Annotated in this window: 24 protein-coding genes; 12 read left to right on the forward strand and 12 right to left on the reverse strand. The window is 51.7% G+C overall.

The genetic code is table 11. The annotated features are described in order from the left end of the window. Positions 1-202: 202 nt before the first annotated feature. The 5 genes from moaA to EJP87_RS01845 all read right to left on the reverse strand — a co-directional run bounded on the left by moaA (position 203) and on the right by EJP87_RS01845 (position 5,042). Positions 203-1,234: a GTP 3',8-cyclase MoaA gene (gene moaA, locus EJP87_RS01820; RefSeq protein WP_227657404.1), complete on the reverse strand. Its 1,032-nt coding sequence runs from the start codon at positions 1,232-1,234 to the stop codon at positions 203-205. Beyond that, entirely contained in the window at positions 1,228-1,722 is a 495-nt protein-coding gene (gene moaC, locus EJP87_RS01825; protein ID WP_130470159.1) for a cyclic pyranopterin monophosphate synthase MoaC, read from the reverse strand. Before moaC ends, moaA begins: the two co-directional genes overlap by 7 nt. Beyond that, a complete protein-coding gene (gene moeA, locus EJP87_RS01830) occupies positions 1,715-2,938 on the reverse strand; it encodes a molybdopterin molybdotransferase MoeA (protein WP_130470160.1) in 1,224 nt (407 codons plus the stop codon). Before moeA ends, moaC begins: the two co-directional genes overlap by 8 nt. A 22-nt stretch (positions 2,939-2,960) precedes the next feature. Continuing rightward, positions 2,961-3,986, reverse strand: a complete 1,026-nt coding sequence (locus EJP87_RS01840) for a molybdenum cofactor biosynthesis protein MoaE (protein WP_227657405.1) — start codon at positions 3,984-3,986, stop codon at positions 2,961-2,963. 381 nt (positions 3,987-4,367) lie between these two features. Continuing rightward, the gene (locus EJP87_RS01845; RefSeq protein ID WP_130470163.1) at positions 4,368-5,042 is read right to left on the reverse strand and encodes a LexA family protein; all 675 of its coding nucleotides are present in this window, start codon (positions 5,040-5,042) and stop codon (positions 4,368-4,370) included. A gap of 392 nt (positions 5,043-5,434) precedes the next feature. Here EJP87_RS01845 and EJP87_RS01850 point away from each other — a divergent pair, with 392 nt between their 5' ends. From EJP87_RS01850 to EJP87_RS01870, 5 genes are all read left to right on the forward strand, one after another. Further along, complete coding sequence (locus tag EJP87_RS01850) at positions 5,435-5,845, forward strand: YajD family HNH nuclease (protein WP_130470164.1); 411 nt, start codon at positions 5,435-5,437, stop codon at positions 5,843-5,845. A 180-nt stretch (positions 5,846-6,025) separates the two neighbouring features. After that, entirely contained in the window at positions 6,026-6,667 is a 642-nt protein-coding gene (locus tag EJP87_RS01855; protein ID WP_130470165.1) for an adenylate kinase, read from the forward strand. Positions 6,668-6,806: 139 nt separating this feature from the next. Next, entirely contained in the window at positions 6,807-8,828 is a 2,022-nt protein-coding gene (locus EJP87_RS01860; protein WP_227657406.1) for a sodium-translocating pyrophosphatase, read from the forward strand. Between the two features lie 123 nt (positions 8,829-8,951). Next, positions 8,952-10,142, forward strand: coding sequence for an alanine transaminase (gene alaC, locus EJP87_RS01865; RefSeq protein ID WP_130470166.1), 1,191 nt, complete (start codon positions 8,952-8,954; stop codon positions 10,140-10,142). A gap of 21 nt (positions 10,143-10,163) precedes the next feature. Beyond that, on the forward strand, positions 10,164-11,474 hold the full coding sequence (locus EJP87_RS01870; protein WP_130470167.1) for a homoserine dehydrogenase: 1,311 nt from the start codon (positions 10,164-10,166) through the stop codon (positions 11,472-11,474). Positions 11,475-12,194: 720 nt separating this feature from the next. Here EJP87_RS01870 and EJP87_RS01880 read toward each other — a convergent pair. The 6 genes from EJP87_RS01880 to erpA all read right to left on the reverse strand — a co-directional run bounded on the left by EJP87_RS01880 (position 12,195) and on the right by erpA (position 18,941). Then, entirely contained in the window at positions 12,195-13,157 is a 963-nt protein-coding gene (locus EJP87_RS01880) for a hypothetical protein (RefSeq protein WP_130470168.1), read from the reverse strand. After that, positions 13,150-13,818: a precorrin-2 dehydrogenase/sirohydrochlorin ferrochelatase family protein gene (locus EJP87_RS01885; protein ID WP_130470169.1), complete on the reverse strand. Its 669-nt coding sequence runs from the start codon at positions 13,816-13,818 to the stop codon at positions 13,150-13,152. Before EJP87_RS01885 ends, EJP87_RS01880 begins: the two co-directional genes overlap by 8 nt. A 481-nt stretch (positions 13,819-14,299) precedes the next feature. Further along, the gene (locus EJP87_RS01890; RefSeq protein ID WP_130470170.1) at positions 14,300-15,061 is read right to left on the reverse strand and encodes a methylenetetrahydrofolate reductase; all 762 of its coding nucleotides are present in this window, start codon (positions 15,059-15,061) and stop codon (positions 14,300-14,302) included. 12 nt (positions 15,062-15,073) lie between these two features. After that, positions 15,074-15,544 (reverse strand): hypothetical protein, encoded by a 471-nt coding sequence (locus EJP87_RS17590; RefSeq protein ID WP_193771060.1) that lies wholly within the window; start codon positions 15,542-15,544, stop codon positions 15,074-15,076. A 130-nt stretch (positions 15,545-15,674) separates the two neighbouring features. Further along, complete coding sequence (gene lon, locus EJP87_RS01900; protein ID WP_130470171.1) at positions 15,675-18,365, reverse strand: endopeptidase La; 2,691 nt, start codon at positions 18,363-18,365, stop codon at positions 15,675-15,677. 222 nt (positions 18,366-18,587) lie between these two features. Beyond that, positions 18,588-18,941: an iron-sulfur cluster insertion protein ErpA gene (gene erpA, locus EJP87_RS01905; protein ID WP_130470172.1), complete on the reverse strand. Its 354-nt coding sequence runs from the start codon at positions 18,939-18,941 to the stop codon at positions 18,588-18,590. Between the two features lie 184 nt (positions 18,942-19,125). Between erpA and EJP87_RS01910 the strand changes: the two genes are divergently transcribed. Then, on the forward strand, positions 19,126-20,253 hold the full coding sequence (locus tag EJP87_RS01910; RefSeq protein ID WP_130470173.1) for a branched-chain amino acid ABC transporter substrate-binding protein: 1,128 nt from the start codon (positions 19,126-19,128) through the stop codon (positions 20,251-20,253). A 13-nt stretch (positions 20,254-20,266) separates the two neighbouring features. On the opposite strand, the gene EJP87_RS18780 is transcribed toward EJP87_RS01910, so the two are convergent. Next, positions 20,267-20,395, reverse strand: a complete 129-nt coding sequence (locus EJP87_RS18780) for a hypothetical protein (protein ID WP_265332089.1) — start codon at positions 20,393-20,395, stop codon at positions 20,267-20,269. 61 nt (positions 20,396-20,456) lie between these two features. On the opposite strand from EJP87_RS18780, the gene EJP87_RS01915 reads away from it, so the two are divergent. The 6 genes from EJP87_RS01915 to EJP87_RS01940 all read left to right on the forward strand — a co-directional run. Beyond that, a complete protein-coding gene (locus tag EJP87_RS01915) occupies positions 20,457-21,383 on the forward strand; it encodes an ABC transporter permease subunit (RefSeq protein ID WP_130470174.1) in 927 nt (308 codons plus the stop codon). Further along, positions 21,383-22,669 carry a high-affinity branched-chain amino acid ABC transporter permease LivM gene (gene livM, locus EJP87_RS01920; protein WP_130470175.1) on the forward strand — a complete coding sequence of 429 codons (1,287 nt, stop codon included), beginning with the start codon at positions 21,383-21,385 and terminating at the stop codon, positions 22,667-22,669. The genes EJP87_RS01915 and livM overlap by 1 nt, the downstream gene beginning before the upstream one ends. Beyond that, on the forward strand, positions 22,669-23,550 hold the full coding sequence (locus EJP87_RS01925) for an ABC transporter ATP-binding protein (RefSeq protein ID WP_130470189.1): 882 nt from the start codon (positions 22,669-22,671) through the stop codon (positions 23,548-23,550). Before livM ends, EJP87_RS01925 begins: the two co-directional genes overlap by 1 nt. Continuing rightward, on the forward strand, positions 23,547-24,317 hold the full coding sequence (locus EJP87_RS01930) for an ABC transporter ATP-binding protein (protein ID WP_130470176.1): 771 nt from the start codon (positions 23,547-23,549) through the stop codon (positions 24,315-24,317). The genes EJP87_RS01925 and EJP87_RS01930 overlap by 4 nt, the downstream gene beginning before the upstream one ends. A gap of 66 nt (positions 24,318-24,383) precedes the next feature. Further along, positions 24,384-24,863 carry a phosphatidylglycerophosphatase A family protein gene (locus EJP87_RS01935; protein ID WP_130470177.1) on the forward strand — a complete coding sequence of 160 codons (480 nt, stop codon included), beginning with the start codon at positions 24,384-24,386 and terminating at the stop codon, positions 24,861-24,863. Then, the coding region (locus EJP87_RS01940) for a CinA family protein (RefSeq protein WP_130470190.1) at positions 24,860-25,902 on the forward strand (1,043 nt) is incomplete at its 3' end. The genes EJP87_RS01935 and EJP87_RS01940, both read left to right, overlap by 4 nt.

Here is a 25,902-nt window from a genome sequence, read left to right on the forward strand (position 1 = left end):
TCCCTGGGATTTTGCGTTTAATCTTTTGCCTTTGGCGCGCCTTTCACAACAAGCCGACGCGCTTTTTGCGTCGGCGCAGCGCGCCTAATGGAAGCAAGCTGTGCGAATTGGCGCGTATTTTTGCGCTAATTCGCACAGCATCCCCATGGGGGTAGAGCTGGCGAGTCAGCACAAACCTGAATAGTTATGTTTATTTTATAATTTATCCCCCAAGGGCCGACATGCGATTGCTGGGGCGATAAAACTCTTTTTGTTCAAATTCATGTTGTTGGGGTTTAAGAGCCACGGCGGCAAGAATGCTCTCTTTGATTTGCTCATCACCGGCCCCACTGCGCAGCAGTTGTTTTAGATCCATACGGTCGCTGCGGCCCAGGCAATAGACCAGGCTCCCTTTTGAGGTCAAACGCATGCGGTTGCAGGTATCACAAAAATGGCGAGAGCGGGCAGAGATAACCCCTATCTCTGCAGAGGAGTCGGCAAGGCGAAAATAGCGGGCAGGCCCCGATCCCTGTTTGCCGGCAATTGGCAGCAACTGGCGCGCAAAATGGCGCTGAATCTGCTCCAGAATCTCTTCGGCAGGGATAAAGTGATCGGCCATATCCAGACCGGCCTCTCCCACTGGCATGGTTTCGATAAAGCGTAAAAGCAGGCCATGTTGGTGGGCATAATGGACCATATCGACAATTTCCGTATCATTGATTCCACGCATAACCACCATATTGATTTTGACGGGATGTAATCCCGCAGCGCGGGCGGCGGCAATGCCGGCCAAAACTGCAGGCAGCCCCTGCTGTTCTTGGCGTTCGGCAAACAGATCAGGGCGCATCAGGTGGCGTTGGGTGATGGCATCAAAGGTTTGCGGTTTGAGAGAGTCCAAGGAGATATTGACTCGTTGCAAACCGGCTGCCCGCAAGGCGACGGCATAACGCTCCAGCAGCAGGGCATTGGTGGTCAGAGCCAACTCCTGCAATCCCGGCAGACGGGAGATCTCCTGTACCAGGCCGACCAGATTACGGCGTAACAGTGGTTCTCCTCCGGTCAGACGAATGCGCTCGATGCCCAATTGCAAAAAAATGCGCAACAAACGGACCAGTTCGTCAAAGTCGAGCAACTCTCGATTGTTTGGCAACAAGGTTTCGTTAGGCAGTCGACAATAGTTGCAAAAAAGGTTGCAACGGTCGGTGACGGAGACACGTAAATAGCGAATAGTGCGTCCGAAAGAGTCAATCAGCACGATGCGTTCCTCAGAAAATGGCCGCTTTTGCCCCCCGATTTTTCCAGCAGGCGAATCGCACCGATGTGCATGCCGCGATCAACCGCTTTGCACATATCGTAGATGGTCAGGGCAGAGACCGAAACCGCAGTCAATGCCTCCATCTCCACTCCGGTTTGACCATGGGTGCGGACCTGGGCGGTGATCAGGATACGATTGTGTTCTGGATCGGCTTCAAAGGCAATTTTGACCGAGGTGAGGTTGAGTTGATGACACAGAGGGATCAACATATCGACCCGTTTGGCGGCCATGATGCCGGCAATACGGGCGACCTCCAGGACATCGCCTTTACTGAGTTGACGGTTCAGAATCAGTTGTAAGGTTTCCGGCAGCATGACCACCTCACCGGCAGCGATAGCCAGACGATCGGTGGCCTCTTTGGCGGAAACATCCACCATACGGGTGGCGCCTTGGGCATCAAAATGGGTCAGGGGAGAGCTGTCAGACATAGTCGATCCATTGCACGGTAACCGGGTCGCCATCGGCAATCTGCAGCGGGCCTTCCGGGAGAATAATAAAGACATTGGCTTTGCTGAGGCTGGTTAAAATACCCGATCCTTGCCCACCGGTGACCTCCACCCATGGCGGGGTGGCAAGAGATCCATCCGGATGGGCAAAGTGGACGATGCCGCGCAAAAAATCCATGCGTGAATGGCGTTTATTCCAGGTGCCCCGAAACAGAGCCTGAAAACGGCGTTCCGGTTCCGGAGCAGCCCCCATCAATTTTAATAAAGCAGGACGGACAATCAGCAGAAAGACGCTCAGGCTGGAGACCGGATTGCCGGGCAAACCAAAAAAATGGGCTTGACCGAGGCGACCATAGGCTTGTGGTTTGCCTGGTTTCATAGCCACCTGCCAAAAGTGGATCTGGCCATCTTTGCTGAGAATCTCTTTGACCAGATCATAGTCACCAACAGAGACGCCGCCACTGCTGATCAAGGCATCGGCCTGTTCTGCTCCTTTTTGGAAGGCGCTGGCCAACGCCTCGCGATCATCTCCGACCGCACCCAAATCAAGCACCAGAACGCCCAGTTGGGTGAGAGCAGCGCGCAGGGTGGCGCGATTGCTGTCGTAGACCTGTCCGGGGGCCAAAGGTTGATCATTGGCGACCACCTCATTCCCGGTAGAGAGGATGGCGACACGCAAGCGGCGGAACAGGGGCAGGGTGCTTTTGCCCAGGGAGGTCAACAAGCCCAGATCGGCAACTCCCAGACGATGGCCAGCAGAAAAGATGGTACTGCCGATGGCAATATCTTCGCCAGCCGGACGGATGTTTTGTCCGGGTAACTGACCGGCAGGGATGGTGACCCACTCTTCATGACGTGTGACCACCTCCTGCATGACCACACAATCGCTGCCCTGAGGGATGGGAGCACCAGTCATGATGCGCACTGCCTCTCCGGCTTGCAGAGGTGCTACGGGTGGGGAACCGGCAGGAAGGTCAGCGACCACCTTCAGTTGCACTGGTGCAGCGGAGAGATCGGCGCTGCGCACAGCATAGCCATCCATGGCCGAGTTGTCATGGTTGGGGACCGGGGCGCTGGCGTGGATGGCTTGCGCCAAAACGCGGCCCAAGGCTTCTGCTAAAGGAGTTTCCTTGCTCTCTGGAGCAACCGGTTGGATCTGTTCCAAGACCCGTCGTTTGGCTTCGTTAAAAGAGATCATGGTAATATGTCATGGGTGCAGGTTAATGGTGACCTTCCCCTCTGGCCATACGCAAAGCGTGGGGAATCAAGTCGGCAACAGCCAGTAGACTGTGTTTGGCGCCACGGGTGGAACCCGGCAGATTGAGCACCAGGGTCGTGCCACGAAAGGCGGCGACGCCCCTTGTAAAGAGGGCATTACGGGTTTGCTGCAATCCGGCGGCGCGGATTTGCTCAGCAAAACCGGGGAGTTCACGATTGCAGACAGCACGGGTCGCCTCTGGAGTGACATCGCGTGTGGAAGGACCGGTGCCACCAGTGGTCATGATCAGATCCAGTTGCAGGGAATCACTCCAGTACAGCAAGAGATCTTGAATCTCTTGTTGGTTATCCGGGAGCAGTTTTCGTGCAACCACTGTGGCCCCCCACTGTTCTGCAAGCTGCTGCAGGGTATCACCGCTCTGATCGTTGCTCAAGCTGCGGGAGTCGGAGAGGGTTAAGATGCCCAGACGCAAACCGTTCCAGCGCGGAGCGGGAGGAGAGGTGAGAGGTGCTGGCGTTTGCTGATGGCACTCTTTGCTATGGGGAACCTCCGTTGCGTGGGAGGAGTGCGCCAGAGAGTCTGACCAGGATGCGATAGCCGCGGCACAACCGGGACAACTGTCTACCCAACGCTCTTCGCCAGAGAGAAGAATCTCTTTTTTCCAGAAGGTGGCTTTATGCTTCAGATGATCGATGACATATCGGCAAGCCAGAAAAGCATCGGCGCGATGACTGGCAGCGGCGACGACCAGGACGATGGATTCGCCGACAGTGAGGGCGCCGACTCTGTGGATAACCAACAACTCTTCGAGAGCAAACTGTTGGCGTGCTTGCTGTTCAATGTTTTCCAGTTCTGATTCGGTCATTCCGGGATAGTGCTCCAGCAGCAGAGTAGTGACATCTGCTGAGGAGGTAAAATCGCGAACCATACCCAAAAAGGTGACGACTCCGCCCACTTTTGGGTTGTTTTGCACCAGGTGGTTGACCTCTGTTTCGAGGGAAAAAGGCTCTTGTTGTACGCGAATCATGATCCGTTTGCGCTCCCGAAGCATAGCGGTAGACAGGATAGAGAGCCTGTCATAGAGTTTGGCATGCTATCGCGATCCTGTGCAGAGTCTGATAGCATACTCTCGACTCTTGGTACAGGCTCGTTGGTGCAATAGGCGTAGGGAGGGGATAATAAAAATTCAGGGAAGGGAGAATCTCCCTTCCCTGAATAAGCAGAATTTTACTAGACTGGTGGTACAGAGACCAGGCTTTGGGTTGGTGAATAAATCGACTGCGCAACCCATGGGAGAGATTGCAGACTCATTGGCTCCGCGCCTGTCTGCTTGACAGCTCTCGTTGCTCTTTCACCTGTGTCTTGTTCGTGAGCCAGCTCACGACGATTTGTGCACAAGCTCTCTGCATCAATACTCTTTATATTTCCCTACAACGACGCCGCAGACTCGCAGAGTCTCATGGATCTCAATCAGGGGATAACGAGAATTGAGGGGTTTGAGGTAGGTGCGATTGCCAACGACGATAAGCTGTTTGAAAGTGGCCAAAGAGTCACCTTCCATGCGGGCAATCAGGAACTGATTATGTTTGCCGGGCATGGTTGGGTCAACGATGATGATTTCGCCTTCATGGAATTCAGGCTCCATGGAATCATCGGGGACACGCAGCGCAAAGGTTTTTTCGCTGGAGCGCGGAGCAACCGGGATCCAGGCTTCTACAGCTTTTGGATGAAAGGAGTCAGCAGCCTCTTCGCAGGAGCGGCTGGCATCATCCCAGGAGATAAGGGGTAAACGGGCAAAAAGTGGTGCACGATAGATTTCGCCGTCCTCGGCGGCTTTTGCAAATTCGGCTTGATTCATCCCTGGAGTTGCGCCGATCAATGACATTTCCCCCCGTCCGGTATCGAGCCAAATAGGATCGACCCCGCACGTCAATGCAATGGCAACAGTCCGCCTGGAAGATTTGGAACGGCCACATTCCAATTTATGGACGGCTGTTTGGCTGATACCGACGCGATCAGCCAACTCTTTTTGGGTGAGTTTGGCCTGTTTGCGAGCTGTTTGAATGCGTTCACTGAGAGTCATCGTGGTTCATCCTTGTTCGAGTTATTGCAACAACTCCATAAGTAACCTAATTTGGTTGTTGATTGCAAGTTGAAAATGCTATAGTGGGCTTGATTTTTACAAAACTTTGAAATCTCTAAAAATTGGCGAAAGGTATGACAGATTGTAACTGCTAAGCCTATCGCATGCAGGCTGGTTTACTCCGACAATATTCAGAACTATCCTTACTGAAGAAGTTTTTCATTGAAAGAGATATGCAATTAATGTCTGTATTTTTAGTAGCTTGGACATTTATGAATATTAAAAGTTCCTCCATATTTTTTCTAATTAGTGCATTTTGGCTGTTTTTGGACAACTGTTCTCTGTGGGTAGGGTTTTGATATGCCAGACAAACAAAAGGAGTTAATGGGAAGATGATCAGGAGTACTCGTCGAGCGAGTGGACCAAAAGCGGGGAGCAATCGACCGGAAAAGATGGAGAAGATTGTGGCACTGGCGCGCACGGATGCACAAACGCGACAAGCCGGTTATCGAGCGCAATCCTTAAAGATTCATCCTTGGGTGTGTGCACGTTGCGGGAGAATATTCGACAAGGATAATTTGACCGAATTGACCGTGCACCATAAGGATCACAACCATGATAACAATCCAGCGGATGGCAGCAACTGGGAAAATTTGTGCATCTATTGCCATGATAACGAACATGCCCGTTATACAGACCATTTGGCGGCTGGAGGAATGGATACAACAGGGGAGAGAGAGGAGGCAGCAACCTATAGTCCTTTTGCGCAGTTGCGTGAGATGCTGGAAAAAAAGCGTGAGTAATAAAATTGTCTTTGGAATGAAAAAATAGCTTGAATCAGCAGTCGAGAAGCGGAAAAAAATTTGTTCGGTCGGCTTTTTCTCGGTGAATGAGAGGGGGAAATTTGTTACTGTGTGAAAGCCCATTTGCAGTGTACGGGGCAGGTATGGGGAAAGGTCAAGCAAAACAAGGGAGTAGTTGTTATGAAGCTGATTTTAATGGGACCTCCTGGTGCGGGTAAGGGCACGCAGGCCCGGCGGATTGCGGAGAGTTATGGAGTGCCGCAGTTGTCGACCGGAGATATGTTGCGCGCAGCAGTAAAAGCGGGTACAGAAGTCGGACAGAAGGCCAAGGCAGCCATGGAGAGTGGTGGTTTGGTAACCGATGAGATTGTGGTAGGCATCATTGCTGATCGGATTGGCGAAGCCGATTGTGGAAAAGGTTTTATTTTAGATGGTTTTCCCCGGACAGTTGCCCAGGCGAAGGCGTTGGATGCCATGTTGGCGGAGCGGGGGTTGCAGATTGATCATGTGATCGATATTGCTGCGGATACCGAGGCTTTGGTGGCCCGTATCACCGGTCGCAGCACCTGTGCGGGTTGTGGTGAAGGGTATCATGCGGTACATAAAAAGCCTGCAGTTGCGGGTGTGTGTGACAAATGTGGCGGCAATTTGACTACTCGCGCTGATGACAATGAAGAGACGGTGCGCAATCGGTTATCGGTTTATCACCAACAAACGGCGCCGGTGATGGATCATTATCGTGATGGTGGCAAATTCCGGACTGTGGACGGAATGCTGCCGATGGATACGGTGTATGCGCAGTTGTGCGCGATTCTGGGATAAACGAGAATTTGGTATAAATTGGCGTAATAAGCAAAAAGAGCAGGAGAAAACAGATCCTTGGGCTGCTCTTGGCAGATGGGGCGAAGTTGGCTAGCGATCTTTAATGTGAAGGGAGAAAAATCGGATTATGGAAATGTCGATGGGAGGTTTGGTACTTGCCATCCTGTGTGGGGTTGGCGCCGTGGTGTTTGGGGTAGTATCAAGAAGCTGGATTTTGAGTCTGTCTGCTGGATCGGAGCGGATGCAGGCCATTTCTGGGGCTATTGAAGAGGGGGCGATGGCCTATATGCGTCGCCAATATACGACCATTGCCTATGTGGGTGGTGTGTTGTTCCTGTTGCTGGCCATCTATTTGGGGGTGCCAACTGCTGTTGGATTTGCAGTAGGTGCCATTCTCTCCGGTGCAGCCGGTTTTATCGGGATGGGCATTTCTGTCAAGGCCAATGTCCGCACTGCCGAAGCGGCTAAAGGTGGCTTGAATAGCGCTTTGCAGGTTGCTTTCCGTGGTGGTGCAGTCACCGGTTTGCTGGTGGTCGGTTTGGGTCTTTTGGGTGTGGCCATCTATTTCCTGATCCTGATGAAGGTGGGGGATACCAGCAATATGCCACAACTGTTGAAGCCTCTGGTCGGCTTTGCTTTTGGTGGCTCCTTGATCTCCATCTTCGCTCGTTTGGGCGGTGGAATCTTCACCAAGGGTGCCGATGTGGGTGCCGACTTGGTGGGCAAGGTGGAAGCGGGTATTCCGGAGGATGATCCGCGCAACCCAGCGGTGATTGCGGATAATGTGGGCGACAATGTCGGTGACTGTGCCGGTATGGCTGCCGACCTGTTTGAGACCTATGCCGTGACGGTTATTGCCAGCATGCTGTTGGGTGCTTTGGTGATGAACGGTTATCTGAATGCTTTGGTTTATCCTTTGGTATTGGGTGGTATCTCCATCATTGGATCCATTGCCGGTGTCTATGCGGTGAAAGCGCAACCCGGGCAAAAAATCATGACCGCTCTGTATCGCGGTTTGATTGTCAACGGTGTGATCTCAGCCATTTTGTTCTATCCTGTCACACAATGGTTGATGGCCAAAAATGGTACCTACAGCGTGATGGCTCTCTATGGAGCAGCGATGATTGGTTTGGCCTTGACGGCCGCCATGGTGATCATCACCGAATATTATACGGCTACTGAATTCAGTCCGGTGCAGAATGTGGCCAAAGCTTCCGAGACCGGTCATGGTACCAATGTGATTGCCGGCTTGGGTCTGTCGATGAAAGCAACCGCCGCTCCGGTGGTGGCAGTCTGCCTGAGCATGTTGGGTGCCTACCATTTGGCTGGTCTGTATGGTATTGCTGTTGCGGCTACTTCGATGTTGTCAATGACCGGTATTATCGTGGCTTTGGATGCCTACGGCCCCATCACCGATAATGCAGGTGGTATCGCTGAGATGGCCGAGTTGCCTTCTGAAATCCGTGAAATTACCGATCCGTTGGATGCGGTGGGCAACACAACCAAAGCGGTGACCAAGGGATATGCTATTGGATCCGCAGGTTTGGCAGCTTTGGTGCTCTTTGCCGACTATACCCATGAGTTGGCTCACTTCAAACAGGGCGTGACCTTTGATCTGTCCAATCACTATGTGATTATTGGTCTGTTTCTTGGTGGTTTGCTCCCCTATCTTTTTGCGGCCATGGGTATGGAAGCGGTTGGTCGTGCAGCAGGTAGTGTGGTGATTGAAGTTCGTCGGCAATTCCGTGAAATTCCAGGTATTATGGAAGGTACGGGCAAGCCGGACTATTCCAAAGCGGTGGATATGTTGACGCGGGCAGCCATCAAAGAGATGGTGGTGCCATCGCTGTTGCCGGTGTTGGCTCCGGTGGTGGTTGGCTTGGCGTTGGGTCCACAGGCTCTGGGTGGTGTGTTGATGGGTACCATCATCACCGGAATCTTTGTGGCTATCTCCATGACCACCGGTGGTGGTGCTTGGGATAATGCCAAGAAATATATCGAAATGGGTCACTTTGGTGGCAAGGGTTCCGAAGCGCACAAGGCTGCGGTGACCGGTGACACTGTGGGCGATCCCTACAAAGATACGGCAGGTCCGGCGGTCAATCCGATGATCAAGATTGCCAACATTGTGGCTTTGTTGATTGTCTCCTTGGTGGTGTAATCGCCAAGTAGGGTTTGTGGTTGTAAACGGGTGGGTAAGCAGAGAAGGCAGAGGATTGTGTATCCGCTTGGAGCCTTACCCACCCGTATCTTTCTTGATTTTTCAGTGATATCAGAGTGTTTGATGGAAGAATTTTATCGAATCAGCCGGTTACCCCCCTATGTCTTTGCTGTCGTCAATGAGTTGAAGGATGCCGCTCGCCATCGTGGGGAAGATATTATTGATTTTGGCATGGGTAATCCCGATCAACCGACGCCACAGCATATTGTGGACAAGCTCTGTGAAGCGGCGCGCCAGGGACGCAATCATCGTTATTCGGTATCGCGCGGCATCAACGGCTTGCGTAAGGCGATTTGCGCCTATTATGCCCGTCGTTTTGGCGTGGAGTTGGATCCCGATTCCGAGGCGATTGTGTCGATTGGTTCCAAAGAGGGCTATTCCCATTTGGCCTTGGCGATTACCACCCCTGGCGACTCGGTTTTAGTACCCAATCCCACCTATCCGATTCATGGCTATGCTTTTGTTTTGGCAGGTGCGGATATTCGCCATGTTCCCTTATGCCGGACTACCGATTTTTTTGAAGAGTTAAAACAGGCGATGGCCAAAAGTTGGCCGCGACCCAAGGTGTTGGTGATCAATTTTCCCTCCAATCCCACAGCCATGGTGGTCGATCTGCCTTTTTATGAAAAAGTTGTGGAATTTGCCAAAGAGCATGATCTGTTTGTACTTTCGGATATTGCCTATTCGGAGATCTGCTTTGATGATTATCAATGTCCCAGCATGTTGCAGGTTCCTGGGGCCAAAGATTGTGTCATTGAGTTTTATACTCTTTCCAAGACCTATAATATGCCTGGCTGGCGGGTTGGTTTTGCCGTTGGCAACAAACGGTTGGTTCGTGCTTTAACCCGTATCAAGTCCTATCTTGATTATGGCATGTTTCAGCCGATTCAAATTGCTGCCGCTGTCGCCTTGAATGGTCCGCAGGAGTGTGTAGAGGATATTCGCCAGCTTTATCAAAGTCGGCGCGATGTATTGGTGGATGGTTTGCAGCGGGCAGGATGGCAGATCGAAAAGCCTAAGGCTTCGATGTTTGTTTGGGCGCAAATTCCTGAAGAGTATCGCAAGTTGGGATCATTGGAATTTTCCAAACTGCTTTTGAAAGAGGCGCAGGTAGCGGTCAGTCCGGGGATTGGTTTTGGCCAGTATGGGGATGAGTTTGTTCGTATCGCCATGATTGAAAATGAGGCGAGAACGCGCCAAGCCATTCGCAATATCAAGAAATTTTTTCACGCAGGCGCGGATGTACGTGCCTGATCTGCAGCAGGATATGGGTTTATGCAAGAGTTGCGTGTAGGTATTTTAGGTTTTGGTGTGGTGGGTCGCGGTGTCGTGGATCTGCTGTTGACACAAGGCGAGCTGTTGCGACAACGCACGGGGATGGCAATTCGTTTGCGACGCATTGCTACCCGTACCCCTGGTCGTGACCGGGGTTTGTCGTTGGGAGATATTGAGCTTACTGATGATCTGCAGCGGGTGGTGGCGGCGGATGATATTGATGTGGTGGTTGAGTTGATGGGTGGTTTGCAACCGGCTCGTTCGGCGATAGAGGAGGCGTTGCAATCTGGCAAGGATGTGGTGACTGCCAATAAAGCGTTGTTGGCTACTTATGGCCATGAACTGGTTCCTTTGGCGCTTGCCCAGCATCGGGAATTGCTATTTGAAGCTGCTGTAGCCGGAGCTATTCCGATCATCAAGGTGTTGCGTGAGAGTTTGGCCGCCAATCGCATTGATCAGCTTTATGGTATTCTCAATGGTACCTGCAACTATATTTTGACGGAAATGCGCGAACAGGGCAGCTCTTTTGCAGATGTTTTGCGTGATGCGCAGGCCAAAGGCTTTGCCGAGGCGGATCCTTCTTTTGATATCGATGGCATTGATGCTGCGCATAAATTGGCCATTTTAGCGGCAATATCTTTTGGTACTTTTCCTGCTCTCAGCCAGATCCATATCGAAGGTATTCGCCATGTTGCCGATATTGATATTCAGTGGGCAACGGAGATGGGTTATCGCATCAAATTGTTAGGTATTGCCAAGCAGGATGCGGGGGGTGTGGAGTTGCGGATACAACCGACTTTGGTTCCTGTGGGCAGCATGGTGGCTTCCGTAGAGGGAGTACACAATGCGGTATTTGTGCGTGGTCATGCGGCAGGTACCACCATGTATTATGGTCGGGGAGCTGGGGAAGCTCCGACTGCCAGTGCTGTTGTTGGCGATTTGGTGGAGATTGCGCGGAGTCGTCGGGCAGGATGTTCTGGTCGTGTTGCACCCTTTTCGGTGATGCCGGAGTATATCAAGCGCTTTCCGGTGCGGGAAACGGATGAGTGGCGTGGTGAATATTATTTGCGTTTGGCGGTAGCGGATCGGCCAGGGGTATTGGCTGAGGTGACTCAGGTGTTGGCAAAACAGCAAATTTCCATTGATGCCATTCATCAAAAGGGACGTTCAGCGGTACTTGCTGTTCCTTTGATCATGGTCACCCATGCGACTACAGAACGGCAGATTCGTTTGGCTTTGGCTGAGATGGAACAGTTGGATGCGGTGCAGGAGACGCCACGCTTTATCCGCATCGAACCAAATGTAGCATAATGCCATTGTTATTTTGATTGTAGCTGTTTACCACCCAAAACAATTGGGGGTCCAGGGAGGGCACCTCCCTGGCCGGGTCCAGGGATGGAATCCCTGGGATTTTTGCTTTTAATCTTTTGCTTTTAATCTTTTGCCTTTGGCGCGCTTTTCACATTAAGCCGACGCGCTCTTTGCGTCGGCGCGGCGCGCCTAATGGAAGCAAGCTGTGCGGATTGGCGCGCATTTTTGCGCCAATTCGCACAGCATCCCCATGGGGGTAGAGTTGGCGAGCCAGCACGAACCTGAATAGTTACTGTTTTTTGATCTACAAATTTTTTGCTGTTTCACTCTCTGTTTGCAAAGGATGCAAGGGTGAGCCAAGTTGTGGATGAGCGAAGCAGTGTTGATTGTCGCAACTGTCTCCATTTTCAGGTGACATGGGATGCTGAGTTTCCCAGAGGTTGCCGTGCAATGGGATTCAAAAGCAAGCAGTGGCCATCGGTGGAGGTGTTGCAATCATCTGGAGAGCCCTGCTTGCAATTTTATGCAAAAAATAGAGCTGGGGATTCTGTGCGTGGGAGCGATGAGACGGGCAGGGCTTCTGGCGCGCCAAAAGCTGGTTTTTCTCGTGTGGTGTAGTTTGTGTTGATCTGCGCAAACAGGTCTCGTTTTTTCCTCTGCGTTTTTGTGCAAGAGCTCTGATTGGCGTATTGTGTTTCCTGCTGAGAGCTTTGGCTAAAGTCAAAAGGGCATAGGGCGTTGATAGAGAAACGGACAAGGCAAGGTTGAAGAGTCGCTGTGTGCCGGTGGAGGAGCAACGGGTGGAGCCTCTGCAGTTTGTGTGTTTTCTGTGGATGTCGTCTGTGTGGTTTCCTCTTTGAGTTGTTTCACTAATTCGCGCACGATCTGGTTTCGCATATCTTCCAGAGCAGACAAGGTGGCTGGTTGTTCGCGGTCATTGATGTCGCGCACGATCTGGTTTCGCATATCTTCCAGAGCAGACAAGGTGGCTGGTTGTTCGCGGTCGTTGATGTCGCGCACGATCTGGTTTCGCATATCTTCCAGAGCAGACAAGGTGGCTGGTTGTTCGCGGTCATTGATGTCACGCACGATCTGGTTTCGCAAATCCTCCAGAGCAGACAAGGTGGCTGGTTGTTCGCGGTCGTTGATGTCACGCACGATCTGGTTTCGCAAATCCTCCAGAGCAGACAAGGTGGCTGTCTGTTCGCGGTCGTTGATGTCACGCACGATCTGGTGACGCAAATCCTCCAGAGCAGACAAGGTGGCTGTCTGTTCGCGGTCGTTGATGTCGCGCATGATCTGGTTTCGCAAATCCTCCAGAGCAGACAAGGTGGCTGACTGTTCCCGGTCAACGATGTCACATACTATTTGGTTGCGCATATTCTCCAAGGCAGACAAGGTGACTGACTGTTCATGGTCAACAATATCGCGCACGATCTGTTTGAGCATATCCTCTATAGGGGGATGGCTTTCTTGTGTTGTTACCAGGGCAGGAGCATCTTCTGTGGATGTATGCGTTAACCAATACTGAAGAGCTGTGGCAACAATCTCCCCTGGTGGGCGTTGCTGTTTTTCGGAAAGTTGTTTCAGGTATTGAATAGTTTGCGTGTTGAGCCATAGACTGAGTTGCGTCAGTCCAGCCGCCTTTTGCCGATCTCGATAGGCTTTGACCCGATCAGTCATGCTCCTGCTCCTGGAGTGGAGGAGTCAGTTTTTGTATGGCTTTTAGGATCATCTGTTCTGCTCGTTCCTGTTCTCCGGCGGCAAACTGTTCAACGAGACCTTGGGTAAAGAGTTGGCGCCAGAAGAGGGCTCTGGCATCCAGATCGGGCAGAAAAGGTTGCACTTGACTGCGCCAGTGGGAGAGCCAGGAGGCCAGCTCACCCAAGCGGTGGGGGAGCGCATGATTGATGGTTTGCCGCAGATAGCCGGCCAGAGCAGGTGCATTTCCGGCTGTGGAGAAGGCGACAGTCACCGGAGCGCGATCCACTATTGCTGGCCAATGGCAGGTGCAATAGTTGGGACGATCGACCACGTTGAGAAAAATGCGCAGTCTGTTGGCCTCTTCATAAATTTTGCGGTTGACCTCAGGATCTTGCAGAGTGCTCACAGCAAACCACATGCCTTGTAAATGCCGCTCTTGAAAGCTGTCAGCTATCCAATCAACTCTCTCTTTTAGGATCAGTTGCTGCAGTGGTGCAACCACTTGTGGAGCAACGATGGTCAATTGGGCCCCAGCATGAATTAAGCGATTTGCTTTTTCAGTCGCAACATTTCCTCCTCCGATCAACAGGCATGGGCGCTCAGTGAGTTGCAAAAAGAGGGGAAAAAGGGGATTGGCCATAGTGAGAGGAGCCACTCTTGAGTGAGGCAATGGATTTAAGAGAATGTGCAACTGAGCGCTATGATGCACGAATGTTGCAGCAATTGCCAGGTTGCTTGGTTATCCCATGTTGTAAGGTAACTATTCAGGTTCGTGCTGGCTCGCCAGCTCTACCCCCATGGGGATGCTGTGGGCATTGGCGCAAAAATGCGCGCCAATGCCCACAGCTTGCTTCCATTAGGCGCTTAAGCCGACGCAAAGAGCGCGTCGGCTTAGTTTGAAAAGCGCGCCAAAGGCAAAAGATTAAAAAAGATTAAAAGCAAAATCCCAGGGATTCCATCCCTGGACCCGCAATAGTTTTGGGTGGTGAATGGTTACGTTGTAAGCAATATATTGCTATGCCCTCTGAGCTTGTGAACAAATCTACTTCACATACGACATCTATACTGCACTGCTTGCGGCAAGCAGCTTGTCCGTAGCATGTCTGGGCCCCAGATTGGCCCTAATCAAGAACTCCTTGCAGATAGGAGACTACCGGGGTGCGAATGGGCATAAAATAGATGTGCGACTGTACGGCCCGTACAAACTGCAACGCCTCACGGGCAAACGCCTTGTTCCATTCCAAGGTGGGGGCAAAGTGCTCTGGAAAGGTGACCCGATTACGTTTTTCCCAATAGGCGCGAGATGATTCACTGGTAACCGGAGCCACTCCCCAAAAGATGGGAACACCAGGCAGGCGGGCAGCATATTGTTCCATGGGAGGGATGGCAAAAAAAGGTTGGGTAAAAAAACCATCGCTCCCGGCAGCCAACTTTTGCTGCAGATAGTCATACTCTTGGGCCATATCCTGTCGGTAGGGATCCAATGCCGTATAGATTTTCACACCCGGAAGAGCCTGCTTAAAAACAGGGATGGCTTGCAGCAAGGTTAGAGAGTTTTGTGGTTCTGGCATATCCGGCTGCGGATCTCCGGTAACCAACAGAATTTCCTGAATCTGATGTTGACTCAGTGTTGCCAGCATGGCAGGTGCCTGTTCGGCAGGTAAATCAATTACCCGAATATGGGGGATAGTATGGGTAAAAAAGCGCTTGGCAATCACGCATCCATCCCAGGAACGGACTGGAAAACGGGGCAGATCGGGGAGGTTGATGACCGAGACGGCTGGAAACGCCTGTTGGACAGCCTGCAGCTCATGCTGCAGACTCTCCGTATCGCGGGGAACCAACTCAACAGAGATACGTGTCGGCACTAAGTGAGCCCCCATGCTGGTAACATACTATTGGGCTGAGGGTTTTTTGCCGTCAGCAGGCTGAGCGCCTGGTTTGGCAGGTGGCGTGGCAGCAGCCGGTTTGGCGGCGGCAGGAGCGTTGGGAGCAACCGGTTTGCCTGTTGCCGGAGCAGATTTAACTGGTGGATCAATGGGGCGAGCCTTTTCCATCTCCTGACTTTTTTCCAGAGGATTATAGTCGCCGGACAAGGGGGTGCTGTGAATACCCTCTTCACTTTCAAAGGGAGGGAACTCGTCGGTGGGTTGTGCTTCACTAAAATCCCGAATGCACAGAGCAATATATTCCTTGATCTCTTTGGCGGGAATTTGATCCTCTTTGGCATATTTTTCACAGGAGAGACGTATCTCATTTTGGAAATCTGTGTCATTTGCCGGAGGGGCGCTGAGAGCTTGTTTGCCGGAGATAAAGGGCAGAGAGCAGGCAATAAGGGCAGCAAAAGCAGTGGATTTCCGAAACATGTGTAGAACTCCTGAACAATATATGGCTGATCACAATTAGCAGAGATTGCGCCAAAAAGTGGATTCTAGCCACTCATTGCTTGAGCGACAAGGAATTATTTCAAGTTAAATGGGTGCTGTTTGTGTTGTCTCAACCGAAGACCAGTTTTGCCACTTCAGGATAGAGCTTGACAAAATGGGTGACAAAACCAGCGCGGATATGTTCAGGCACCTCTTCATAATCTTTTCGGCAGCCATCAGGCAGAATGATCTCCCGGATACCGACGCGACGGGCGGCGATGACCTTTTCCCGGATACCTCCAACAGGCAGGACATGGCCGGTCAAAGTGATTTCGCCTGTCATGGCCATGCGTCTTGGAATAGGTTCATTGCGTGCCAAGGAGAGTAAAGAGGTAGCCAGGGTAATGCCCGCAGAGGGACCATCCTTGGGAGTGGCACCTTCTGGAACATGGATATGGATGGAGCCTTCGGCCAATACACGGGGTTGGCCACCGAGGGCTTTGCATTGTCCTTGCACATAGCTGTAGGCGATGCGGGCGGACTCTTTCATCACATCACCCATATTGCCGGTGAGGATAAAATCGGCTTTGCTGGTATTGATTTGCGAAGATTCTACATCCAGAGTGGCCCCACCCATGGCGGTCCAGGCCAAACCAGTGACAATACCCACGCCGCTGATGGGAGGTTCGTCGCGAAAGCTGGGTTTGCCCAAAAATTTTTCCACCCTGTGCTGATCGATCCGAATCGGGGTGGCCACCTTTTTTTCCAGAATTTGCAGAGCTGCTTTGCGTGAGATGGCACCGATTTTTTGTTCCAGATGACGCACGCCTGCTTCACGGGCATAGCCTTCGATGATGGCACGGACAGCCTGTCTGGAAAATTGCAGTTTTTTGTTGCTGAGCCCGTTTTTTTCCAACTGTTTGGGAATCAGGTGGTTGCGGGCGATGACCATCTTTTCTGAGGTGATATAACCGGAGAGGCGAATGATCTCCATACGATCCAGCAGTGCCAGCGGGATGGTATCGGTTTGGTTGGCGGTACAGATAAACAACACTTTGGACAGATCAAAGCGCACATCCAGATAGTGGTCGAGAAATTCGCTGTTTTGTTCGGGATCGAGCACCTCTAACAGAGCGGAGGCAGGATCACCATGATAGCTTGCCCCAATTTTATCGACCTCATCCAGCATAAAAATGGGATTGGCAACTTTGGTATAGCGCAGTGCTTGAATCACTTTTCCGGGCATAGCTCCGACATAGGTACGCCGATGTCCCTTGATTTCTGCTTCATCGCGCATGCCGCCGACCGAAAAGCGGAAAAACTCTCTGCCGACGGCGCGTGCGATGGAGCGACCAATCGAAGTTTTGCCAACTCCCGGTGGTCCGACCAGAAGGATGATGGAGCCATCGATTTTGCCTTTTAATTTACCAACGGCCATAAATTCCAGGATGCGCTCTTTGACATCCTTTAATTCGTCATGATCCTCATCCAGGATTCTTCTGGCACGATTGATATTCAAGCGATCTTTGGAGTGCACACCCCAAGGCAGACTGGTCAACCAATCCACATAATTGCGGGTGACATTATATTCTGAGGAGCCGGTCTCCAGGATGGAGAGCTTTTCCATTTCATCATTGATTTTGTTGTTGGCCTCTTCAGTAAGGGTCAACTGTTTCAGACGGTCGCGAAATTTATCCAGATCGGCTGTGCGGTCATCTTTGGTGATGCCCAGCTCTTTTTGAATCTCTTTGAGTTGCTCGCGGAGAAAAAACTGTCGTTGATTTTCCGAGATGCCCTCTTCCACCTGTTTGGAAATTTTATCCTGAAGCTTGACAATCTCCAGCTCTTTTTTCAGCAATCCCAGAACCTTTTCCAGGCGGTCACGTATATTCAGCGTTTCCAAAACCTCCTGCAGCTCTTCGCGATTGGAGCTGGTCATGGAGGCGACAAAATCAGCGAGGCGATCCGGTTCGCTAAAATTATGTCTGGAAAGAAACATTTTGACCTGTTCCTGATAGAGAGAATCATATTTCAAAATCTCTTTCAGGGTACTGATGACGGCCAGCATGTAGGGTTTCAGGGTATCTGGATCATAATGGACGATCGGTTTGTCATGGTGTTTGACAATGGCCAGGATGGGGGGGCCATCATCGGCGATACCGATAATCTCGAAGCGCGAGAGCCCCTCTGCCAACAGTTTGATCTGTTTATCCTGTTCGTGGACGACCGATTCCATAATGCGGGTGACAGTGCCGAAACGATATAATTTATCGGCAGTAAACACCTCATCACCATCTTCGGCATGGCTCAACACAATACCAAACATTTTTCCTGGAGATTCCAGGGCCATTTTGATGGTGTCATAGTAGGGCGAGCCTTCCACCTGGATGGGGGTCAGCATGCCAGGGAAAAAGGGTCGCCCTCCCAAAGGATAGATGACCAGTTCGCCAGGAAGCAGTTTATGGGGTTGGTCGGAGGAGTCATCACGGCTGGCATGGGCTGAGGAGGCAGCGGGATCGTCGCCATTGCCGGCATCGGATGGTTGCTCGGCGCCAGAGTTGCTGTTGTCGATTGGAGTTGCAACCTTTTCAGCAGACAACAGAGGCTCTGCTTCGGCAAATGGGTCTGCGGAGGGTGGTGTCTCTTTTGTGTCGGATGGTGGCAGTTTGTGCTCAGGAAGTGAATCTATATCAGCCTCTTGACTGTTATCAGGGACAGAGGAGTCGTATGCAGCAGTTGTGTCACTGATCTCAGGGATGAGCTCTGAATCCTCCTGAGGGGGGAGTTCTTCTGCAGGCGAAGAGGGGGTATCAGTGGACATAAAAACCATCCTTGCGCGGGTGCATGAAATCGACGACAGATTGCTGTTTGGGTATGATCCTGAAGACCATGTTATAGCAGCCAGTCACGCCACTGCTGAGGAGGCAGCAAGTGCTGTTGTGCAAGCAAAGAGAAGTCAAAAAAGTCTTTGCAACACAGCTCTGCATTTTGCCTGTTGCACTCTTGCTGCGGGCCTCCGTGTCAGTGGTAAAACAGGCTGTTGCTAGGCATTGGCGCAACCGCCGCCTGCCGATGGGGTAAAGGATTGGCCACATCCACAACTGCTGGCAGCATTTGGATTTTTGATCACAAATTGTGCACCGTTCAGATCTTCGACATAATCAACTTCGATGCCGCGCAGATAGTTGATGGAGGTGGAATCGACCAGGACTTGGATGCCATGTTGATCGATAACCGCATCTTCTTCATCTTGCTGATCATCAAAAGTAAAGCCATACTTGAAACCGGAGCAGCCCCCACCGGAAACAAAAATACGTAGTTTGAGATCGGGATTATTCTCTTCCTGGAGAAGAGCTCCCAGTTTTTGGGCGGCATTTTCTGTCAGGGTAACGGACATATGCGAGGAACTCCTTGGCAATAAGGCTGAATTAAACCATAAACTGTCACTCTAGCATACTTCCGCAGCAAGCGCACAGATAATAAGCAGCATGCGCACTGCGAAAGACGGCGGGACATTGGCTCTGATTTGCATTATTCTGTAGACGGTGGTTTTTACTTTCAACGCGGCAAGGATAGATCCGATGCAAAGAACAATACAACTTCTTCTTTTCTTGGCTGTTGCTGTAGTGAGTTTTGGTTTGGCCCATCCGCTGTGGGCGGTGGAGCCGATCAAAATAGGTGTGGCCGGTCCTTTGTCTGGTTCAGATGCTTCGTTTGGTGAGCAGTTTTGGCGGGGGGCTGAACAGGCGGCAGCCGATTTGAATGCGGCAGGTGGGGTTTTAGGGCGTCCTCTGCAAGTGATCAAGGCGGATGATGCCTGTGAACCAAAACAGGCTTCCGCGGTGGCCAGTCGTTTGGTGGATCGGGAAAAGGTGGTGGCGGTGGTCGGTCATTTTTGTTCCTCTTCGACCATTCCCGCTTCGGCGATTTATGCCGATGCCGGAGTGTTGATGATGACACCGGGTTCAACCAATCCTTTAGTCACTGAGCGGAAACTGAGTACTGTCTTTCGCATGTGTGGGCGGGATGATCAGCAGGGTGTGGTTGGTGCCGATTTTGTGGTGCAACGTCTGAAGGCAGAACGTATTGCTGTGCTGCATGACAAAACCACTTATGGTCAGGGGTTGGCCAATGCCATGATGACCCGCTTGCATGCTTTGGGAAAAAAGGAGGTTTTGTTTGAGGGGTTGACCAGGGGTGAGAAAGATTTTAACGCCTTGGTTACCAAAATAAAATCTGTCCAAGCAGATGCGGTCTATTTTGGCGGTTATCACAGTGAGGCTGGACCACTGGTGCGGCAAATGCGCGAGCAGGGGATGAAAGCTCCCTTGATCTCTGGAGATGGTATCTTTTCGGAAGTTCTGGTAACTGCGGCAGGCGGTCCTGCCTATGTGGATGGTGTGTATATGACCTTTGGTGCCGATCCACGCAATATTCCGACTGGTCGCGGATTGGTGGAGCTGTTTCGCAAAAATGGATATGAACCGGAAGGATACACGCTCTATTCCTATGCAACCTTACAGGCAATTGTTGCTGCAATGAAAGCGACACAAAGCACGGATGGAGAAAAATTGGCCCAATGGCTGCATAATAATGCGGTGGAAACGGTCATGGGGAAAAAAGCCTGGGATAGTAAAGGCGATTTGCAGGTCTCCGATTATGTGATGTATCGCTGGGATGACAAAGGCAAATATAAAGAGGTGGAATAGTTGCACTTGCCGATCAAGTCGCTTGCGTTTCTGCTGATGGCAGCACAGTAGATTTATTCACACGCTCAGGCGGCTTGATCGGTTTTTTCTCTGTTTTGATCGGTTTAATCAGTCGCATGTTTTGATCGGTTTGATCAATCATGTTGTTTACTTTTCCATGCCTGGTTTGTGGCATGTTGGGCGATGTTCATCAATAGGCTGAAATGGATATTTACATTGTTGGACAACAATTAGTGAATGGCTTGGTACTCGGCTCTACCTATGGCTTGATTGCCGTTGGTTATACCATGGTCTATGGAATTATCGGTATGATCAACTTTGCCCATGGGGAAATCTATATGATTTCTGCCTATCTGACCGCCATTTTCCTGGCACTGGCCTCATATTTTGGCCTGCAATCGGTGCCAGTGGTGTTGCTTTTGGTATTGTTTGCTACCGTTTTTTTGACTGCTCTCTATGGTTGGAGTGTGGAGCAAATCGCTTATCGCCCTCTCCGTCACTCCAATCGTCTGGCCCCTCTGATTTCTGCTATTGGCATCTCCCTTATTTTACAGAATTATATCCGTATCAGCCAAGGAGCCCGCAACCAGGGAGTGCCACCTGTTCTGGATGGCGTATGGCGTATCCCTTCTTCTGCCATCGATCAACATTTTATCCAGATTACCTATCTGCAAAGTCTTATTGTCGTCACCGCCTTGGCCAGCATGGCTCTGTTGACCTGGATTATTCACCGGACTGCCCTGGGGCGGGCCTGTCGTGCTACCCAACAGGATCGCATCATGGCCAATCTGCTGGGTGTGGATACCGATCGCATTATCTCCGTGGTCTTCGTGATGGGTGCGGCGATGGCGGCAGTGGCCGGCATGCTGGTCACCTTGAATTATGGCTCTTTTGATTTTTATATTGGTTTTCTTATGGGGATCAAAGCCTTTACCGCCGCAGTGTTGGGTGGCATCGGTTCCCTGCCGGGAGCGATGTTGGGAGGTGTCGTGCTCGGTCTGGCGGAATCCTTCTTTGCCGGTTTTGTCAACAGCGATTACAAGGATGTCTTTGCTTTTTCTTTGTTGATTCTATTTTTGATCTTTCGTCCTAGCGGCTTTTTGGGCGTGCCGGAAGTGGAGAAGGTGTGATGAGCAGTCGGGTGTCCAGAGCTCTGCGAGTCGCTGTGGTGGCGCTGTTGTTGTTTGCGCCTATAACGGGGTTGGTGCTCTCTGGCTATCAACTAAGCATTCATTGGCAGAGACCGCTGTGGCTGGCTGCAGCGGTGTTGGTTGGCTATTTTACTCTCTCTTGGTTGATGCAACATCTGGGCTGGTTGGATCGTTTTGCCGCCTCCCGTTCTGCCGTGCAACCGACAGCAACAATCGGTTTGAGCGGTCCGCGACCCGTGTGGATCGGTGCTGCCATTCTCTTTGCCCTGCTGCTCCCTTTTGTATTGGGCAAATATGCGGTCAGTGTGGCTATTCTGGCTTTGATCTATCTTTTGCTGGGATTGGGCTTGAACATTGTCGTCGGCTTGGCTGGTCTGCTGGATTTGGGGTTTGTCGCCTTTTATGCGGTGGGTGCCTATACCTATGCTTTGGGCTATCACTATTTTCACTTGAGTTTCTGGTTGGCTCTGCCGCTGGGTGCCCTGCTGGCTGCTCTCTTCGGCATGATTTTGGGATTTCCGGTGTTGCGTCTGCATGGTGACTATTTGGCGATTGTCACCTTGGGCTTTGGTGAGATAATCCGTCTGGTGCTCAACAACTGGGTCTCCGTTACCGGTGGACCCAACGGCGTCAGCGTCCCTTTCCCCACCTTGCTTGGTCTAGAATTCAACCGCAAAGCCAAGCAGGGGGGGGTGCCTATCCATGAATTTTTTGCGGTCGAATACTCTTCGGACCATCGCTCGCTCTTTTTATATTTTTTGTTGCTGATAGTGGTGGCTTTGTTGATCCTGATGGTGATCCGTTTGAAAAGAATGCCGATTGGGCGTGCCTGGGAGGCGTTGCGGGAAAATGAGGTGGCCTGTCGCTCTTTGGGTATACACCATGTCACGGTTAAACTCTCTGCCTTTGGTTTGGGTGCCATGGTTGGCGGGGTTGGGGGAGTCTTTTTTGCTGCTTTGCAGGGGTTTGTCAACCCCACCTCATTCACCTTTTTTGAATCGGCCTATATCCTGGCGATTGTGGTTTTGGGGGGGATGGGCTCCACCACCGGGGTGATCGGGGCAGCATTGCTGTTGACGGTTTTGCCAGAGTTGTTGCGTGACTTTTCTGATTATCGGGTGTTGTCGGTCGGCATTGCCATGGTATTGATGATGGTGTGGCGGCCCAGAGGGTTGCGGCAGCGCCGTCGCCCCTTCTTTGTCATCCCTGCCCAGGATCTGCCAAAAGCTCCTGTTGCCGTTTCCCAAGGAGTGGCGGAACAATGATGCCCTTGTTGACCGTGCATGGCTTGAGCATGCGTTTTGGTGGGGTAACCGCACTGCATCAAGTCGATTTTACAGTACAACCAGGATCGATTACCGCTTTGATCGGTCCCAATGGTGCCGGCAAGACCACAGTCTTCAACTGTGTGACCGGTTTTTATCGTGCCAGTTCAGGAACAATTCATTTGCAGGATGAATATCAACAAGCAGAAGGTATCGATTTGCTTGCTCTGTTGGGTGAGCCGTTGCAATGGAGTGATCTCTGGCAACCCCATCGACTGAGTCAGCGCTTGTATTATAAGATGTTTGGTGGTCCGCATTTGGTCAACCGGGTTGGTGTGGCCCGTACCTTTCAAAATATTCGTTTGTTTAATGAGTTGACGGTGATGGAAAATTTGTTGGTGGCGCAACATAACCAGGTGGATAGCGGATTGCTGTCTGGTTTGTTGTCCAGCCGACGTTTTCGTGCCTATGAGCAGGCTGCTGTGGCTCGGGCCAGCGCATGGTTGCGTTTTTTTGATCTGTTACCGGAGGCCAATCGTCTGGCGGGGGAGTTGCCCTATGGCTATCAACGTCGTCTGGAGATGGCGCGTGCTCTCTGTACCCAGCCGCGCCTGCTTTGTCTGGATGAGCCAGCCGCAGGCTTGAATCCCAATGAAACCAAGGCCCTCAGTCAGTTGATTTTGACCTTGCGCGAGCGTTTTGCCATCACCATCTTATTGATCGAACATGATATGGGCATGGTGATGGATATCTCTGATCATCTGGTGGTGTTGGAGCATGGCGAGGTGATTGCCAGAGGCAAACCGGAGCAGATCCAACAGGATCCACGGGTTTTGGCGGCCTATTTGGGCACCCAGACGGCTGAAAAAGGGGGATTATGAGCGAAAGCAGGTCAGCATCAGCAGTGACTCCAGAACCTCTTTTGCGTGTGCACGAGATCTGTGCCGGATATGGGGCCATCGAGGCGTTACATGGCATCTCTTTACAGGTGCAGAGTGGCGAAATTGTGGCCTTGATCGGTGCCAATGGCGCCGGAAAATCCTCTTTGTTGATGAGCATCTGTGCCAATCCTCCCGCACGCAAAGGCAAGATCTTTTTTGCGGGACAAGATATTACCGTACTGGCTACCCATCAGATTGCCCGTTTAGGCGTTGCCCACGTGCCGGAAGGGCGTCGGGTCTTTACCTATATGACGGTTGCGGAAAATTTGGCCATGGGTTTGATGGCACTGCCGGAGCAAGCCAACCATGGTTTGCTGCAAGCGGGAGGTGGTGCAGATCCGGAACAGATCTACCATTTGTTTCCTCGTTTGCGGGAGCGGGCGCAACAACGGGCTGGCACCTTGTCTGGAGGAGAGCAGCAGATGTTGGCAATAGGACGGGCGTTGATGTCACGGCCACGCCTGCTTTTATTGGATGAGCCCAGTTTGGGTTTGGCTCCGCAAATCATGGGACGTATTTTTGCCACTTTGCGGGATATTGTCAAAGAGGGAACCACCATCTTTTTGGTTGAGCAAAATGCCAATCAGGCTTTGCAATTGGCCGATCGTGCCTATGTTCTGGTCAACGGTCGGATTACCTTGAGCGGTACTGGCAAGGAGTTGTTGGCTAGTCCAGAAATTCGCAAAGCCTATTTGGGAGGCCATTGAGCGGAGTTTGCATAAAGAACTCTTTATAAAATCTTTATACAATTTTTTTTCTTGTTATTTCATGGTATGGTAGAATCCGAAAAAGCAGGGGTCAAATATTTGGCCTTGCACATTGCAACCTTGGGTGGCGTCGGTCTTTTGCCGAAAGCACCGGGAACATGGGGCACTGTGGCGACGGTACCATTTGCCTGGCTGGTTAAAGAAGCCGGGAGCTTCTGGTATTGGTTGGCGTTGCTTCTGCTCTCTGTTTTGGGAAGCTGGGCGACAAGCGTGGCGTGTCGTCATTTTCAACGTAAAGATCCGTCACAGGTGGTGGTGGATGAAGCGGCTGGTTTATGGGTGACCCTGTTGTTTCTGCCAGAAGGTTGGGTCTGGTGGTTGGTGGGGGTTGTTTTGTTTCGTTTATTTGATATTTTCAAACCTTGGCCAGTCAATTGGCTTGATCGGGAGTTGCCTTCTCCTTGGGGAGTCATGGCGGATGATCTGGCGGCTGGTCTGTATGCTGGATTAAGCATGACGCTATTAGCCAGGATTATTTCATTATGAAATGCCTTCTCATCATGCCGCGTTGGAGCGAGCAGGAGTCGTTGTTTCCTCCATCTGGTAGACCTTATCTGGATTTGCAACTGGAGTGTTTGGGCTTTTCCGAGATGGGCTTTTCTGAACTGGAGCCGGATGCGCCGTTTGATCCGACCCGTGTTTCCGAAGAGTATCAGATGATTTTGATTCAAGGGACAACGGAACCAGGAAATCGTTTGCGCCGTTCGCTGTTATCCAACCTGGGGCTCTCTTTGGGCTTGGATAGTGATGAATCGGATCGCTTGCGGGTGATGGGTGCGCGTCCTTTGTATGATGGCGATGGGGTTCCTGCCGGTTTTGCTATCAAACGGCGTGGACGGATTGTTCTCTATTGTGAGAAGAGTATCTGGGGTTTGCGTCGTGAGTTGGTTGCGGCGGTACGCGAATTTATGGATGAGGGGATCGTCGATGCCCAGGGGATGACGCGGCGAGGACGTTATCGCACCTGTTGGATGGTCGAGGGTACAGAAGAGCAGATCTCTCCCTTGCTGGAGGAGAGCGATTTGCGTTTGTGTCGGGTTCGTGCCTTGTCTTCCGGGGATACAGCGCTGATTTTACCCGCCCAGGTGGGATCCGAGTTCAAAGAGCGGGTGCAGAGCTGTTTGGGTGAGCGCTTGTATGCCAAGTCACCCCGTCCCTTGGAGGTATTGGTGGGCAAGCAACTGCGCGAGGCCAATGTCTCGATTTCGGTTGCCGAATCCTGTACGGGTGGTTTGATTACGGCACGTTTATCGTCGGTACCAGGCAGCAGTGCCTATCTATCGGTCGGTTATGTGACCTATGCCAATATGGCCAAGACCCATTGCTTGGATGTCAACCATGTGTTGATCGAGCGCTGTGGTGCGGTTAGTCCAGAGGTGGCGCTGGCTATGGCCCGCGGCGCCTTGCGCAATTCCGGAGCGACCTTGGCGGTGTCGGCTACCGGCATCGCTGGCCCGGATGGCGGAAGTGAAGAGAAGCCGGTTGGTACGGTCTATTTGGCCGCTGTTTCCAGTCATGGCGATGT

This window comes from Candidatus Magnetaquicoccus inordinatus (assembly GCF_004217665.1).
Lineage (GTDB): Bacteria > Pseudomonadota > Magnetococcia > Magnetococcales > Magnetaquicoccaceae > Magnetaquicoccus > Magnetaquicoccus inordinatus.

Excerpts from the sequence above, each read along its gene's own strand:
- moaC (WP_130470159.1), bottom strand. The coding sequence starts at position 1,722 with ATGTCTGACAGCTCTCCCCTGACCCATTTTGATGCCCAAGGCGCCACC.
- moeA (WP_130470160.1), bottom strand. The coding sequence starts at position 2,938 with ATGATCTCTTTTAACGAAGCCAAACGACGGGTCTTGGAACAGATCCAA.
- EJP87_RS01840 (WP_227657405.1), bottom strand. The coding sequence starts at position 3,986 with ATGATTCGCGTACAACAAGAGCCTTTTTCCCTCGAAACAGAGGTCAAC.
- EJP87_RS01845 (WP_130470163.1), bottom strand. The coding sequence starts at position 5,042 with ATGACTCTCAGTGAACGCATTCAAACAGCTCGCAAACAGGCCAAACTC.
- EJP87_RS01850 (WP_130470164.1), top strand. The coding sequence starts at position 5,435 with ATGATCAGGAGTACTCGTCGAGCGAGTGGACCAAAAGCGGGGAGCAAT.
- EJP87_RS01855 (WP_130470165.1), top strand. The coding sequence starts at position 6,026 with ATGAAGCTGATTTTAATGGGACCTCCTGGTGCGGGTAAGGGCACGCAG.
- EJP87_RS01860 (WP_227657406.1), top strand. The coding sequence starts at position 6,807 with ATGGGAGGTTTGGTACTTGCCATCCTGTGTGGGGTTGGCGCCGTGGTG.
- alaC (WP_130470166.1), top strand. The coding sequence starts at position 8,952 with ATGGAAGAATTTTATCGAATCAGCCGGTTACCCCCCTATGTCTTTGCT.
- EJP87_RS01870 (WP_130470167.1), top strand. The coding sequence starts at position 10,164 with ATGCAAGAGTTGCGTGTAGGTATTTTAGGTTTTGGTGTGGTGGGTCGC.
- EJP87_RS01880 (WP_130470168.1), bottom strand. The coding sequence starts at position 13,157 with ATGACTGATCGGGTCAAAGCCTATCGAGATCGGCAAAAGGCGGCTGGA.
- EJP87_RS01885 (WP_130470169.1), bottom strand. The coding sequence starts at position 13,818 with ATGGCCAATCCCCTTTTTCCCCTCTTTTTGCAACTCACTGAGCGCCCA.
- EJP87_RS01890 (WP_130470170.1), bottom strand. The coding sequence starts at position 15,061 with ATGGGGGCTCACTTAGTGCCGACACGTATCTCTGTTGAGTTGGTTCCC.
- EJP87_RS17590 (WP_193771060.1), bottom strand. The coding sequence starts at position 15,544 with ATGTTTCGGAAATCCACTGCTTTTGCTGCCCTTATTGCCTGCTCTCTG.
- lon (WP_130470171.1), bottom strand. The coding sequence starts at position 18,365 with ATGTCCACTGATACCCCCTCTTCGCCTGCAGAAGAACTCCCCCCTCAG.
- erpA (WP_130470172.1), bottom strand. The coding sequence starts at position 18,941 with ATGTCCGTTACCCTGACAGAAAATGCCGCCCAAAAACTGGGAGCTCTT.
- EJP87_RS01910 (WP_130470173.1), top strand. The coding sequence starts at position 19,126 with ATGCAAAGAACAATACAACTTCTTCTTTTCTTGGCTGTTGCTGTAGTG.
- EJP87_RS18780 (WP_265332089.1), bottom strand. The coding sequence starts at position 20,395 with ATGATTGATCAAACCGATCAAAACATGCGACTGATTAAACCGATCAAA.
- EJP87_RS01915 (WP_130470174.1), top strand. The coding sequence starts at position 20,457 with ATGGATATTTACATTGTTGGACAACAATTAGTGAATGGCTTGGTACTC.
- livM (WP_130470175.1), top strand. The coding sequence starts at position 21,383 with ATGAGCAGTCGGGTGTCCAGAGCTCTGCGAGTCGCTGTGGTGGCGCTG.
- EJP87_RS01925 (WP_130470189.1), top strand. The coding sequence starts at position 22,669 with ATGCCCTTGTTGACCGTGCATGGCTTGAGCATGCGTTTTGGTGGGGTA.
- EJP87_RS01930 (WP_130470176.1), top strand. The coding sequence starts at position 23,547 with ATGAGCGAAAGCAGGTCAGCATCAGCAGTGACTCCAGAACCTCTTTTG.
- EJP87_RS01935 (WP_130470177.1), top strand. The coding sequence starts at position 24,384 with ATGGTAGAATCCGAAAAAGCAGGGGTCAAATATTTGGCCTTGCACATT.